17 protein-coding genes and 3 tRNA genes are annotated in these 13,680 nt (G+C 43.8%); 8 read left to right on the top strand and 12 right to left on the bottom strand.

Features of this window, described 5'->3' with window-relative positions; genetic code table 11:
• Positions 1-28: 28 nt before the first annotated feature.
• The 3 genes from AOC28_RS02735 (at position 29) to AOC28_RS02725 (ending at position 2,126) form a co-directional block, all read left to right on the top strand.
• Complete coding sequence (locus AOC28_RS02735; protein WP_072582431.1) at positions 29-820, top strand: TatD family hydrolase; 792 nt, start codon at positions 29-31, stop codon at positions 818-820.
• Positions 817-1,524: an ankyrin repeat domain-containing protein gene (locus AOC28_RS02730; protein ID WP_072582430.1), complete on the top strand. Its 708-nt coding sequence runs from the start codon at positions 817-819 to the stop codon at positions 1,522-1,524. The genes AOC28_RS02735 and AOC28_RS02730 overlap by 4 nt, the downstream gene beginning before the upstream one ends.
• Positions 1,525-1,598: 74 nt before the next feature.
• Positions 1,599-2,126, top strand: coding sequence for an ion channel (locus AOC28_RS02725; RefSeq protein WP_072582429.1), 528 nt, complete (start codon positions 1,599-1,601; stop codon positions 2,124-2,126).
• Between the two features lie 2 nt (positions 2,127-2,128).
• On the opposite strand, the gene AOC28_RS02720 is transcribed toward AOC28_RS02725, so the two are convergent.
• The 5 genes from AOC28_RS02720 to hyi form a co-directional block, all read right to left on the bottom strand.
• Positions 2,129-3,043: a DUF3108 domain-containing protein gene (locus AOC28_RS02720; protein WP_237767717.1), complete on the bottom strand. Its 915-nt coding sequence runs from the start codon at positions 3,041-3,043 to the stop codon at positions 2,129-2,131.
• Between the two features lie 86 nt (positions 3,044-3,129).
• Entirely contained in the window at positions 3,130-3,696 is a 567-nt protein-coding gene (locus tag AOC28_RS02715) for an HNH endonuclease (RefSeq protein WP_072582561.1), read from the bottom strand.
• Between the two features lie 83 nt (positions 3,697-3,779).
• Positions 3,780-4,367, bottom strand: coding sequence for a YqiA/YcfP family alpha/beta fold hydrolase (locus tag AOC28_RS02710; protein WP_072582427.1), 588 nt, complete (start codon positions 4,365-4,367; stop codon positions 3,780-3,782).
• A 9-nt stretch (positions 4,368-4,376) separates the two neighbouring features.
• The gene (gene glxR / locus AOC28_RS02705) at positions 4,377-5,279 is read right to left on the bottom strand and encodes a 2-hydroxy-3-oxopropionate reductase (RefSeq protein WP_072582426.1); all 903 of its coding nucleotides are present in this window, start codon (positions 5,277-5,279) and stop codon (positions 4,377-4,379) included.
• Positions 5,280-5,291: 12 nt separating this feature from the next.
• Complete coding sequence (hyi, locus tag AOC28_RS02700) at positions 5,292-6,071, bottom strand: hydroxypyruvate isomerase (protein ID WP_072582425.1); 780 nt, start codon at positions 6,069-6,071, stop codon at positions 5,292-5,294.
• Between the two features lie 140 nt (positions 6,072-6,211).
• On the opposite strand from hyi, the gene AOC28_RS02695 reads away from it, so the two are divergent.
• Positions 6,212-6,820: a hypothetical protein gene (locus tag AOC28_RS02695; protein ID WP_072582424.1), complete on the top strand. Its 609-nt coding sequence runs from the start codon at positions 6,212-6,214 to the stop codon at positions 6,818-6,820.
• 8 nt (positions 6,821-6,828) lie between these two features.
• On the top strand, positions 6,829-7,188 hold the full coding sequence (locus AOC28_RS02690; RefSeq protein ID WP_072582423.1) for a hypothetical protein: 360 nt from the start codon (positions 6,829-6,831) through the stop codon (positions 7,186-7,188).
• Here AOC28_RS02690 and AOC28_RS02685 read toward each other — a convergent pair.
• From AOC28_RS02685 to AOC28_RS02675, 3 genes are read right to left on the bottom strand one after another with little or no spacing between them, the layout of a single operon-like run.
• Positions 7,185-8,441, bottom strand: a complete 1,257-nt coding sequence (locus tag AOC28_RS02685) for a beta-ketoacyl-[acyl-carrier-protein] synthase family protein (RefSeq protein WP_237767716.1) — start codon at positions 8,439-8,441, stop codon at positions 7,185-7,187. The genes AOC28_RS02690 and AOC28_RS02685 overlap by 4 nt on opposite strands.
• Complete coding sequence (locus AOC28_RS02680; RefSeq protein ID WP_072582422.1) at positions 8,438-8,674, bottom strand: phosphopantetheine-binding protein; 237 nt, start codon at positions 8,672-8,674, stop codon at positions 8,438-8,440. Before AOC28_RS02680 ends, AOC28_RS02685 begins: the two co-directional genes overlap by 4 nt.
• The gene (locus AOC28_RS02675; RefSeq protein ID WP_072582421.1) at positions 8,674-9,123 is read right to left on the bottom strand and encodes a hypothetical protein; all 450 of its coding nucleotides are present in this window, start codon (positions 9,121-9,123) and stop codon (positions 8,674-8,676) included. Before AOC28_RS02675 ends, AOC28_RS02680 begins: the two co-directional genes overlap by 1 nt.
• Before the next feature lie 38 nt (positions 9,124-9,161).
• Between AOC28_RS02675 and AOC28_RS02670 the strand changes: the two genes are divergently transcribed.
• Both AOC28_RS02670 and AOC28_RS02665 read left to right on the top strand, forming a co-directional pair.
• Positions 9,162-10,031 (top strand): alpha/beta fold hydrolase, encoded by an 870-nt coding sequence (locus tag AOC28_RS02670; RefSeq protein ID WP_158009032.1) that lies wholly within the window; start codon positions 9,162-9,164, stop codon positions 10,029-10,031.
• A 54-nt stretch (positions 10,032-10,085) separates the two neighbouring features.
• Positions 10,086-10,820, top strand: a complete 735-nt coding sequence (locus AOC28_RS02665) for a sterol desaturase family protein (protein WP_072582419.1) — start codon at positions 10,086-10,088, stop codon at positions 10,818-10,820.
• Positions 10,821-10,857: 37 nt separating this feature from the next.
• On the opposite strand, the gene AOC28_RS02660 is transcribed toward AOC28_RS02665, so the two are convergent.
• From AOC28_RS02660 to gltX, 4 genes are all read right to left on the bottom strand, one after another.
• A tRNA-Asp gene (locus tag AOC28_RS02660) sits at positions 10,858-10,934 on the bottom strand.
• Between the two features lie 53 nt (positions 10,935-10,987).
• Positions 10,988-11,063, bottom strand: a tRNA-Glu gene (locus AOC28_RS02655).
• A 32-nt stretch (positions 11,064-11,095) separates the two neighbouring features.
• Positions 11,096-11,171, bottom strand: a tRNA-Ala gene (locus tag AOC28_RS02650).
• Positions 11,172-11,249: 78 nt separating this feature from the next.
• Positions 11,250-12,656, bottom strand: coding sequence for a glutamate--tRNA ligase (gene gltX / locus AOC28_RS02645; RefSeq protein ID WP_072582418.1), 1,407 nt, complete (start codon positions 12,654-12,656; stop codon positions 11,250-11,252).
• Between the two features lie 56 nt (positions 12,657-12,712).
• Between gltX and AOC28_RS02640 the strand changes: the two genes are divergently transcribed.
• The gene (locus AOC28_RS02640) at positions 12,713-13,678 is read left to right on the top strand and encodes an Hsp33 family molecular chaperone HslO (RefSeq protein WP_072582417.1); all 966 of its coding nucleotides are present in this window, start codon (positions 12,713-12,715) and stop codon (positions 13,676-13,678) included.
• Positions 13,679-13,680: the final 2 nt, after the last annotated feature.

Raw genomic sequence — 13,680 nt, 5'->3', positions numbered from 1 at the left:
CAACCCAGGCAGTCTAAAATAACGAGTCATGTTCATAGACTCCCATTGCCACCTCGATTTCCCGGAATTTCAATCCCGTCTGCCTGAAGTATTGAGCAATATGCAGTCGGCCAAAGTGAGTCACGCTTTGTGTGTATCGGTTGATTTGCCGGATTTTCCTAACGTACTCAAATTGGCGCAAGATCATCCCAACCTCTTTGCTTCTGTTGGCGTTCACCCTGATTACGAAGACACTCCTGAACCTACCTTTGATTTTCTGGTTGAGACGGCTTTAAAGCACCCTAAAATCGTTGCAATTGGCGAAACAGGACTTGATTACTACCGTATGGGAGATCGTAGTTATGAGTCCATGGAGTGGCAACGAGCGCGGTTTAGAACCCACATCAGAGCCTCCATCGCATCTAAGAAGCCTCTCATCATCCACACAAGGGCCGCCTCTGAGGACACTATCAAAATCCTCAAAGAGGAGGGTGCCCAACAAATTGGCGGGGTGATGCATTGCTTTACTGAATCCTACGAGGTTGCAAAAGCAGCCATGGAAATGGGATTTTTCATCTCTTTTTCGGGTATTGTGACCTTCAAAAGCGCTAAAGAACTCCAAGAAACCTGTAAACAGGTTCCCTTGGATAGAATGCTCATTGAGACAGATTCACCTTATTTAGCACCCATCCCATATCGAGGTAAGACAAATGAGCCTGCATGGGTATCTAAGGTCGGTGAATATATTGCCGATCTTAAAGGTGTACCTATTGAAGATCTAGCCAAGCAAACCTCAAGTAATTTTTATGAATGTTTTCAAATAGATAGGAAATTTTCATGAGAATTAAATTTAAGATAGTTGTCTGTATTTTTAGTTTCTCCTTAAACTTAAATAACTTCGCGTTAGCCCAATCCGACGCTGATATTGCTGATTTTGCTAAGGCAGCCAAATTCAACGATGTTTCTACCGTTAGATCTCTGGTTTCTAAAGGTGTTAGCCCGAATTCAATCGATGCCAAGGGCGAATTAATGCTGAATCTAGCAATTAAGGATAAGTCTGAGGATGTCATTACGTTTCTAGTGGCCGATAAGGCTACTGATGTGGATATTTCCAATAAATTCGGTGAAACGCCACTCATGATTGCATCAATTGAAGGCAATTTACCCCTTGTAAAGAGCCTCATACAGGTACAAAAGGCTCAAATTAATCACATAGGCTGGACTCCTTTACATTACGCCTGTTCAAGGGGTCATCTAGAGATTGCCCAGTATTTGCTCGCAAACGGAGCATTTGTTGATGCTCCTAGCCCTGGCAATACTACGCCGCTAATGATGGCTGTTCAGTCTGGCAACGAAGCATTGGTTAAGTTATTGCTAGATAAAGGGGCCGATCTGCAGGCGCGTAACTCGCAAGGATTTACGGCTATTGATATCGCACTGATTTATGAAAAACCATGGATTGCTGAGGGCCTGAGTTCACGCTGGCAGAAGCTTTATAAGCAGCCTTATGTAGTTCCAAAGGTCCTTGCTCAACCCAAATCCTGATATACGTATTTGCGTATAATCATTATTATGTCAAATAAGATATCTTTGTAATCTAACCCATAAACAACTGAACCATGTTTAGCTTATTTAAGAATACTGACCTTCCAAGCTTTTCAACGCTATTTAATGAAATAAATGCGGATATGGGAAATGGTCAGATATGGGTCGTCGTTGTCTTTGCCTGCCTGATGCTTGCAGTTCATGCGGTAGCCGTTTTGGGTATCGCGGGCACCTTCCACGCAATAGACCAAGTGATGACCAGGCGACGAATTCTAGGCGCCAGCTTCCTGTCGTACTTCATTGCCATCCTTTTGGTCATCGCTATCCACTTATCAGAAATTGTGATCTGGACATATATCTGCGTTGCGTTAAAAGTCTTTCCAACCAATCCTCAGACCTTCTACTTTGCCGGTGAAATGTATACAACTGTTGGATATGGCGATTACAAGTTATCGGAGCAGTGGCGCATTCTGCCCATCATCATCTCATTTTCAGGTATTTTTGCTGTATCAATGTCAGGCGCCGCCTTGTACACAATGATGGGTGCTCTACTGGGTCACAACAATCAAAATCAAAACCCAAGATCTGGATCTGGTTTTTAGGATTAAGGTTTAACTACAGTTGCAATAGGGTTCTTTTGCTTGAAAATAAGCTCAACCACCCTGCCACTCGATTCTTGAGAGCGAATGCGCCCTGGTAGCCACTCAAGGTCTTTTGCAAGCCAGATGTCTACCTGGCGCTTGTAAGGGTCATTTTCTCGTTGCATTAAGGCGTAATGACGATTTACTGCCTTGCCTAGACTGGGAATATCCTCTGAAGTCACCTCACCATAGCTCTTAAAGCTCCACATCTCTAGTGTGTTGTAGTCGACAACCGGTATTTGTCGAATAGACCCTGCCTCATCCAATTTGCTATCCCCATTTAATAATGAGGCTAGCTGGAACATTAAGCTGAAACGATCTTGGGTTCCAGGCAATATTTCCGGAGTGAACTCAGGTTTCTCGGAGAAGAACATCTGCCCTCGCCCACTTTCATTTCGATCGAAGCGTGAATAACGAGGGGGGTTTGTGCCCCGTTGTGACCAATAGAGAATTGGGGCTATTCCATAGGAATCAACCGAGCCACGAGATTCAAAAACAAATGGGCCAACAAATGCATACGGGATGTTGATATAGAGGCGATAGTTATTGCCATCAACCCACCAATCGATCTCACCGGTTTGATACTTTTGACCATCCACGTAAGAGTCGTAATAAATGATGCCTGACTCGGGTAATTTAAAAGCTACACCCGCTTGATTGGAATCGCCACCCTGCTGACCGTTTGCGGTTGAATTCAAGTCTTCAACCACGTTGGTAGAGTCCGTTTTCTTTGGAATCTTCTTGGAGGCTTTTGAAATTTGAATCTTCTTTGGGGGATCTACTTTTAGTTCGGTCCTAATAATTAAGTCATCTGCGATTGGCGCAGGCTCAGAAAAAGAGATGAAGGGGGGCCCAAAAAAAAGAATGAGATGTCCCAATACCGATAGCAGCAAAGCTGCAAGAATGATTCTGAAGGAATGTATCTTGGGAAGATGAAAAAAATTACACCGCCCTATTCTTGGGCTCAGAGCAGACTCTCTAAGAGTCGGCTATTTTTAGGAAGATTAGCCGCAAGGAAGTCCATTTGATCCGCCAAGATATTGCGACCCTTCAGGATCATATCTTCATAAAGACTTGGTAAATACGGCGTATATAACAAAGCCATGCCGGCCTGCTCTGGAGTGCGATTGCCTTTGCGTTGATTGCAAGGTCTGCAGGAGATTACTAAGTTCATCCAACTGTATTTACCGCCACGACTATTAGGAATGATGTGCTCAGCTTCTGCTTGGTTTTCGTGTATGGGGTCACCGCAATAAGCGCATAGTCCACGATCACGCTTAAACAGTTTGTGTTTTGTAATTACGGGAACCACGTCAAAAAGATTGATCTTGGCACTTCCCTTGACTGCAATGATGGAGTGCAACTCGATGATGGATTGTTTACCAGTGGATCTTGAAATGCCGCCGCGCATTTGGAAAATAGGATCACCTAGAGTCCACAAAACACTACTATCGGCATATTGCTTGGTAGCTTCTTCTGCATTAACCCAGCCCTGGGGAATTCCACCTGCGTCTAATTTCAAGATGCTCAGCACAAACTCTCCTTTCTAGACAGCGCAAATAATCGGCAGTCGTTTAGATCATCTTACAGAAGAAGCAAGTAGCAATCAATCCACTATCTAGAAATGAAATTCAGAACTTTGGGCAAATGAACTGGGTAATCTGAAATACCATGGTCACCCCCATCAAGCACCAAATGCTCTGAACCCTTGTAGAAATCAACCATTTCTTGCCAATCTAAGAGCTCATCGCCTTTTGCGGCGATTAGAAAGTAGCGTCCCGGATTGCTAATGACTTCGACCTGAAGTGACTTTAGTTCATCAATATATTCTGGACGGAAATCGTAGGGCTCGTTGGTATCATATGAGGTCAGCATTCCAACATGCGGCGCCAACTCTTTTGGCGCTCTGACTGCCGGGTTGAGAATGACGGCTTTACAGCCAAATTTTTCGGCCAAGTAGTTAGTGTAGTAGCCACCCAAAGAAGAGCCGATAACCACTAGGTGATCATGTGTTGATGCTTCGATATGCTGTATCACCATATCCATGCTTGCCTTTGGTGAAGCTAACAACTGGGGGCAATACCACTCAATTTGATTCTCTAATGTGGATAAGGCCTTTATTGCATCCCCCGTCAAGACCGCCTTACTCGACCTTGGGGAGGAGCGAAAACCATGCAAATAAACTACTAAAGTTGAAGACATAGGATTGGCTTATGCCTTTTGCCCAATTTCAAAGTTTGCAAGCTTCTCTAGAGCGCGAACCATTGCCGAATGATCCCAGGCTTTACCACCATGAGCTGCGCATGAATTAAATAATTCCTGTGCAGTTGCCGTATTTGGCAATGAGACACCCAAAGCTCTGGCGCTATTGAGAGCGAGGTTCAAATCTTTTTGATGCAATTCAATTCTGAAACCGGGATCAAAAGTGCGCTTAACCATTCTTTCGCCATGCACCTCTAGTATCTTGGAGCTAGCAAAACCACCCATTAAAGCCTGACGTACCTTTGCAGGATCTGCACCAGCTTTAGAAGCAAACAAGAGCGCTTCTGCTACAGCCTCAATATTCAGGGCAACAATGATTTGGTTGGCCACCTTAGCGGTTTGACCATCTCCATTTCCACCCACGAGATTAATATTTTTGCCCATCAACTCAAATACGGGCTTCACTTTCTCAAAGACACCCTCATCTCCGCCAACCATGATTGAAAGGGTCGCATTTTTTGCACCAAGTTCACCGCCAGAAACTGGAGCATCCAAGTAATCGCAGCCCAATGCATTTATTTTCTTAGCAAACTCTTTAGTAGAAATTGGTGATATGGAGCTCATATCAACAACAACCTTCCCTTTGGTAAGGCCAGATGCTATTCCGTTGTCACCAAATAGCACCTTCTCAACATCAGGAGTGTCTGGGACCATAGTAAAAATAATGTCGGCTTTGCTAGCAACTTCTTGAGGCGAGGAGCATTGCACTGCCGATGAAGACGCCAGCCCTTCTGGTACCTTACTACGCGTATTAATAAACACTTCGTGGCCTGCATCGATTAAATGGCCCGCCATAGGTGTACCCATTATTCCTAAACCAACAAATCCCAACTTTAATTGCTTACTCATAATGTCTCCATATCGTTATTTAGTTAGATTTTTAATCCAGCCCAATCCTGCTTCAGTATTAGTTGCTGGTTTGTATTCGCAGCCAATCCAACCTTCATAGCCAATACCATCAATGAACTGAAATAGATGCGGGTAATTAATTTCTCCAGTACCTGGCTCATTTCTGCCGGGGTTATCTGCCAATTGAATGTGAGCGATTTTAGAAAGATTGGTTTCTATGGTTTTGCAGAGCTCACCTTCCATGCGTTGGGCATGGTAGATGTCATATTGAATAAATAAATTATCTGAACCCACTTCGTTCAGAATATCTAAGGCCTGCTGGGTTCTGGATAAATAAAAGCCAGGAATATCGAATGTGTTTATTGGCTCAATTAGAAGTTTGATGTTGACCTTCTTTAAAGCAGCAGCTGCATAAGCCAAATTTGAAACAAATGTTTGATGTAGTAAGCCTTTATCAACACCAGCTGGAATTTTTCCAGCCAAACAATTTAATTGCTTAACGCCAAGCGCTTTTGCATATTCAATAGCCTTGACGACCCCTCCCTGGAACTCTGCAACACGATCTGGCAAGCAAGCTATGCCGCGCTCCCCGGCATCCCAATCGCCGGCAGGCAAATTATGTAGAACTAGTTCAAGCTTATATTGCTCTAGTTTTTGCTTAATCTCCTCCGCAGGAAATGGATAAGGAAAAAGAAATTCAACCGCCTGAAACCCAGACTTAGCTGCCTTTTCAAAACGATCTAAAAAAGGCAACTCATTAAACAGCATGGTGAGGTTTGCAGCAAATTGGGGCATTCAAATTCCTTTGGAGTAAATCAAGTTAATGGATGATCTTAACAAAAGATGTCTATTTAAGCCTCGGCAAGGAATATCGATTTTTATTATAAAAATAGGCTAAGATTCAATTTAGCAGCTTTTTATATATAAGGAAAATAATGAATATCAAATATGCGCAAATCGCACTAATCCTTGCAGCCTTTTTTACTAGCATTTCCCCAGTGAATGCACAACCAGCAACCGCAGCATCCGGCCAGGCGAAACCAGCCGTGATTGATGCCGCAGTGACCGACAATCGCTATCAGCTATACGAGGGCGAAGTGGTAAAGATTGATAAAAAGACTCGCACTATTACCTTCAAAAACAAAGAGGGTGAATCAAAGTTTGTTGCTGGACCGGATATTACCAATTTTGACCAGATCAAAAAAGGTGATCGCGTCAATGTAAATTATGAATTAGCTGTAGCGATTGAGCTCATTAAGACTAAGAGTGATGGTATCCGCTCTAAAGTTGAGACCAACACAGTGACATCGTCCCATGCAAACGAAAAGCCTTCCGAAAAAATTGCTAATAAAACAACCATCATTGCCGATATAGTAGAAGTCAATCGCGAGAAAAAGCTTGTTTCCGTAAAAGGTCCTAGCGGTAAGATCACCACCGTTACTGTAAAGAACCCTGCTTTGTTGGCTGATGTTAATGTAGGCGAGCAAGTTAAGGTTATTTACTATGATGCGATGGCAGCATCCATCGCTACACCTAAGAAGTAAACCTTAAATTGATTCAACTATTACTGGCCACTCAGGCAGCCGTTTCGGCGCTGTACTACCTAACCGCCCCCTTCCACCTGAGTGTGCTGGTCATTTTTTTTTGGCTCACCAATACCGCCAGCATTCTTTTGCTCCTAAAAAATCATGCTGGCTTAATTGGTGAATTTTCACCGAATATAAAGCGCTATCGATTTTTTTTTACGGTAACCTTAATCATTTCCGAAGTCCTAATTAATATCGCATCCGACTCTTACCAAGCGGATAACTTACATGGCTTAATTAGCGATACTGAGGTGCTGTTTACAGGAATGACGCTTGGTGTTTTGTGGCATTACGAAATAGCCAACAAATTCAAAAAACTGTTTTAAGCTTTTCTGAGCTTAGATATCAGAATGGAGGCGTTAGATCCTCCGAATGCAAATGAATTGCTCATTGCGTATGAAATATCTAAATCAATAGACTGGAGTGGCAAATAGTTTAGATCGCACTCCGGGTCTGCTATCTTTAAAAATGCAGTACCAGGGGCAATATTGTTCTGTAACGCCTGTATTGTAATCACCAACTCTAAAGCGCCTGCTGCTCCCAGTGTGTGACCATGGATCGCTTTCGTAGAACTAATAGCAGTTTTTTGCGCAGCCTCTATTCCAAATGCAGATTTAATTGAATTCGTTTCAGCTAAATCACCCACACCAGTGGCAGTTCCATGCGCATTAATATATCCAATATCCATTGAGTTAACGCCTGCTTCTGCCATGCAGGCCTTCATGGCTTTAGCCTGACCCAGTGAGTCAGGTCTTGTAATGTGCATCGCATCGGTTGTTGCACCATAACCAACGACTTCGCCCAGAATATTAGCGCCTCTCTTAAGAGCGCTTTCAAGAGATTCTAGAATTAAGGCAGCCGCACCCTCCCCCAAAACAAAGCCACTTCTGTTCTTTGAAAAGGGCTTACATGAACTAGCAATGTTATCTGGATCTGGGGTTGCAAGCGTTCTCAAAGCCTCCCATGCCTTTATTGGGCCAGCATTAAATAAGCTTTCAGCGCCACCTGCAATCGCTCTTTCGCAAACTCCATACTGAATACTTCGGAAAGCTTCCCCCACAGCATGACTTGAAGATGCGCATGCGGTTGAGTAAGTTAATGAGGGACCTCTAAAGCCAGTTCGCATTGACAGTAATCCAGCCGCTCCATTGGCCATTACGCCAATAATAGTGAATGGTCGAGCACGTTGTTTAGTGTTAAGGTAAATATCTTGATAGGTGTTATCGAGGGTGTTGGAGCCACCAAATCCAGTTCCCCAGAAAATTCCGCTTTTATCAAGCTCTGCCTCACTTAAATCGCCCAAGCCAGACTGTTGCAACGCTTCCTTGGCTACCAGCCAGGAAAGGTGAGCAGTTCTGTCAAACATCCCAAGTGAATTCGCATCCGAATCAAAAAAGAGATTATCTTGAATGATGGAAGCGCAAGGAAGATCAACGGGTATTGCAGTTAACCCTGAAAAGGCGCCAATTCCGGATTGACATTGAACGGCCTTCTGAAATTGAATTCCAGCACCTACCCCAAGGCCAGAAACAGCGCCTAGGCCAGTTACAACGACTCTTCTTACGCCTTCTCTAATCAATTAATTGGCTTTGCAGTATCAAGCAAGGCAGCAACTTCTGCCAAGGTATCCACTTTTGCATCCTCATTAGGAATGCGCACTTTGAAGTGATCTTCAAGATCAAAAATGAGCTCTATCTTTCCCAGGGAATCCACGCCAAGGCTCTCGAGAGTGGTGTTGGGGCCTAACTCATCTATTTTTTTATCAAACTTTTGGGATACTAGTTCGATCAATGTGCTTAGGGTATTAGACATTATTCTTTTCTTTTTAATTCCTGCAAAAGCTGGTTATCTCTGTGCAGCAATATAAGGTAACGTGATTCAGAGACAAGTAGCAATAATTTTGACTTAAAACGCTGGCGTTGCAAAACCTCGATAAAGAAAATGGCCACACTACCAAATAGAAGATTGATTAAGAATCTTTCAAATTCATCCAATGTCAGAGTAAAGATTCCAAAAGGCGGCACAAAATATAGATTAGCGTAAATACTGGTTACCAAAATATAAATGCTTGCCGTAATGTAACCAAAAAAATAAGCAAGTACGGTCGCGGCAAAGAAATAGAATTTGTAGGGGTGGGTGCTGTAAAAATTAGGGCCCATAAATAGCATCCATCCGCTAACAATTACAAAAGACAGGGCAGACCAAAACAAAGCATCAGATACACTATGAGATGACCAATTATTGGCGTTTTTGATAATCATGACTAGTTTTGTCTCTAATGGGTCTAAAATTAATAGTTATGAATGACTTTGCACATAATGACGATAATAGACCTCTAATTGTACTATTTCACGGCCTTTCGTCATCGCCTCTTGAATTCAATTTCCTAAGCTCACAGCTTACTGCTGCTGGCTATAGGGTGAATGCCCCAACCATTGCGGGATATTCCTTTGGTGGCAAGGCTAGTAGTTGGAAGTTCTGGCTTAAGGAAGCAATCAAGCATGTTCAAGACCTGCAGAAGACTGAATCTAAGCCTATTAGCCTGGGCGGTATTTCACTTGGCTCTACATTAGCCTTGGCTGTTGCCTCTGAGCTCAATGATATCTTGGGCGTGGTAGCTCTATCAACTACACTTAAATACAACGGTTGGGCCATCCCCTGGTATCGCTCGCTGATACCATTTGGAATGATGGTTGGATTGGGGGATCACTTCAAATACAGGGAGCGTGATCCCTTTGGCATTAAGAATCCTCAAATTCGCGCCTATATCAAGAGAGTACTTTCGAGCCAAGATATATCCTCCGTCGGTGGTTTATACATGTCGCTGAGGCACATGCATGAAGGAAACAAGCTTTGTAAGTATGCAACAAAAAATCTTTCACGAGTAAGTTCCTCCGTTTTAACCATTCATGCTATTGATGATGAAATAGCCAATACCTTTAATGCAGAATTGGTTGGTGAAAAATCTAATGCTTCCTTACTAAGACAGATTTATTTGGGAAATAGCTATCATATGATCACTGTAGATAACGAACGGGAAACAGTAGCCTATGAAACCCAAAACTTCCTCGATTTAATTTATGGAAAAATTGAACCTATACCATCAGAAGAAAAAATTCTTGCGCCAGAATTGCAGCGTTTTTTGAGAAACCTCAACAGAATTGACTAATGCGTCAAACTTGTGCCCCTTGCATGAGGGATTCATGAATTCAGGAAAGCCAAAATGGATTCCTTACTCCCCTATTTAATTTCACCTTTAATCTTGCTTGTGCTCAGCCTTTGGGAGCGCAGATGCCCCCTGTATCTATACAATGCAGATAAGGCTTGGCGTAAAAGACTTCTGATTTGTGCGGTTCTTGGCATTGCCTCTACCGGTCTTATTGGTGCTGTTATCAGTCCATATACGAGTGCCATGCATGCTTCGGGGCCAATCGTAGAATTGTTAAATTCAAGCCCCAATTGGTTAAGCGGGCTTGGCGCATATCTGGTGATTACTTTTTTTGTCTATTGGTGGCATCGTTATCGTCACCACAACAATTTTGCATGGAAAGTCTTCCATCAAATCCATCACAGCACTTATCGCCTCCAGGCCTTTACTGCTTTTTATGCTCACCCATCGGATTTTGTTGCCAATGTATTCATCATCAACTTAGTTTGTTATGGCTTATTGGGAATGAGTATTGAATCTGCTTCTTGGGCTACCCTGTGGGTTGCAATATTCGAGTACTGGGAGCATACCAACATTCGTACACCACGTTGGCTTGGGTATTTCATTGTTCGCCCAGAAATGCATCGCATTCACCATGAGCGCGATCGTCACCGCAATAACTATGGCCTACCAATCTGGGATATGATTTTTGGAACATACGAGAACTCGAGCCGCCAAGTGGAATGCGGTTTTGATATTAAGCAGGAGAAAAGAATTTCAGAAATGTTAGCTTGCAAACAAGTTGAATAAGAAAAAGCCCCCGATTAAGGGGGCTTTTTAATTGTCTTGGCGGAACGGACGGGACTCGAACCCGCGACCCTCGGCGTGACAGGCCGATATTCTAACCAACTGAACTACCGCTCCAAAATACATCGAGTAACGCAACATCATACATCTTTACATCTACCAGAAGAATCTGGCGTCCCCAGGGGGATTCGAACCCCCGTACTCACCGTGAAAGGGTGATGTCCTAGGCCTCTAGACGATGGGGACCTGGACTACAACATACAACTATTTTAAATGCTTGGTGGAGATAAGCGGGATCGAACCGCTGACCTCTTGCATGCCATGCAAGCGCTCTCCCAGCTGAGCTATACCCCCGAAATCCCGCAATAAAACTACAAGACACTCAAAACAATCCAAGATTTTATCCTATTTTTGTGCAGATGCGCAAATTCTCTATTGGATAACCTTGGAGAGCCTTTTGACGGCTTCTTCCTTGCCCAAAACAACCAATACAGAATCAATGGCTGGGGTCTGTGTGGTAGCAAATAATGCGTATCTAACTGGCATTGCTAATGCTGGCATTTTGATTTGGTACTTTGCCAATATTTGCTTAAAAACAGCCGCATAAGCTTCTTTAGTCGGCTCAGCAGATGAAATAGCTTCTACCAAATCCTTTAATGCAGGAATAACTGCTTCAGCAATATTTTCTTTGATTTGCTCTGGGCTTAAATTGGGTGCGGGCACATAAAACAGCTTAGCCCCTTCTGCAATTTCAATTAGGGTATTGGCGCGATCTTTTAATAAGCCAACTACCTGAGCAAAGTCTGGACCTGCTTCGGTATCAATACCCATCTCATGTGCAAATGGCTTAGTAGCAGCTACTATGTTTGCTAAATCGGAATTCTGGATATATTGGTGGTTTAACCAAAGTAATTTTTCTGGATTATGTTGCGCTGGTGAGCGGCCCAAACTTTCCAAATCAAACCAATCTACAAATTGTTCTTTTGTAAATACCTCGGCATCTCCATGAGACCAGCCAAGTCTTGCAAGGTAATTCAGGATTGCATCAGGCAGGTAACCTGCTTTTTGGTAATCTCTCACACTCATTGCGCCATTACGCTTACTCATTTTTTCACCGGCATCATTGAGGACGGTTGGCAGATGGGCATAGACAGGCGGGGTTCCACCAAGCGCCTTCATGATGTTGATTTGTCTTGGTGTGTTATTGACATGGTCATCACCCCGAATAACGTGGGTAATGTTCATATCCATGTCATCAATCACTACGCAAAAGTTATAGGTAGGTGTTCCGTCTGGTCTCGCAATAACCAGGTCATCCAACTCATCATTACTAATTTCTATTTGACCTTTGACAGCGTCATTCCAAATGACTGATCCACCAATTGGATTCTTAAAGCGGATTACTGGACTTACACCCTCAGGAACGGGCGGCAATGTTTTGCCAGGCTCAGGTCTCCAAAGTCCGTTATAGCGAGGCTTTTCTTTATTTGCCATTTGCTGATCACGGAGTTTATTGAGCTCTTCTTCGCTCATGTAGCACGGATAGGCCAATCCAGAATCTAGCATTTGCTTTACAACTTCACGATATCGATCAATACGCTGCATCTGATAGATCGGACCTTCATCCAAATCGAGGCCGAGCCACGCCATTCCTTCGATGATGACGTCTACCGCTTCCTGTGATGAACGCTCAAGGTCAGTATCTTCAATACGAAGAATGAAGTCGCCTTTATTGTGGCGTGCAAAGGCCCATGGATACAAAGCGCTGCGAAGATTTCCCAGATGAATGAAGCCCGTGGGACTTGGGGCGAAACGTGTACGAATATGCATAAATCGCATTATCTCAGGTCGGGCTTGCTGAGACTAAAACCGAAAAAAAGTGGATACTTTGCCCTATGAATGAATTACTAGTCTTTATGTGCGATGGCGCCCCAGTTCGCGGGGAAATTGTGTCCATTGGGAGCGCCTGGCAGGCCGTTTTAGAGCGTCGTAATGACCCCCCTGCCGTCCGTCGGATACTTGGCGACTTCGTTGGTGCAGCTACCCTTCTTAGTGCCAGCCTTAAATTTGATGGAACCCTCATTATTCAAGCGCAAAGCAAGGGCCCTATTCAACTTCTAGTGGTTGAGTGCAAGTCTGATTTATCCATGAGGGCTACAGTCAAGCTTTCTGTTGACCCTTCTGAAATAGGGTCAGATGCAACTCTAGCAGACCTACTGGATGTTAGTGGAAGCGGAAGATTGGTTATCACCTTAGATCCAGCCGACCGTGAACCGGGACAGGCACCCTACCAAGGCATCGTAGCGCTACAAGATCATCAAGGCGCAGTCATTAAGCCGGTCACCAGCGCTGCAGAGGCTATAGCCCTGTATATGCAAAACTCCGAACAATTAGACACGCGCATTTGGCTTACTTCCAGCGATACCCATGTTGGCGGCTTATTGCTACAGCGCTTACCAAATTCTGGGGGTCATGCACATATAGATCCGCAGGTTGCTACTGAAGGCTGGTCACGCATTCAAACGCTTGGGGAAACAATTACTGATGAAGAGCTGTTAACGCTCCCACCAGAGACTATTTTGAGACGTTTATTTTTAGAAGAGTCCGCCGAAAACGGTGTACGCAGCTTCCCTGCTCGCCCCATTCGTTTTGCTTGCAGATGTTCTCGTACTAAGGTTGCGGATATCTTGCGAATGCTTGGTGAAGAAGAGGTTCAAAGCATTCTTGCGGAGCAAGGAGCCGTGGAAACCGTCTGTGATTTCTGTGCAAAACCATACCGCTTTGATGCGGTTGATTGCCTGCAGGTATTTAAAACTGATTTATTGAGTGATGCTACAAGGCCGCCATCTAGCGGTCATTAAAA

The organism is Polynucleobacter sp. MWH-Adler-W8 (assembly GCF_001889925.1).
In the GTDB taxonomy this organism is placed as follows: domain Bacteria; phylum Pseudomonadota; class Gammaproteobacteria; order Burkholderiales; family Burkholderiaceae; genus Polynucleobacter.
This window is presented reverse-complemented; position numbering and strand designations above follow the sequence as displayed.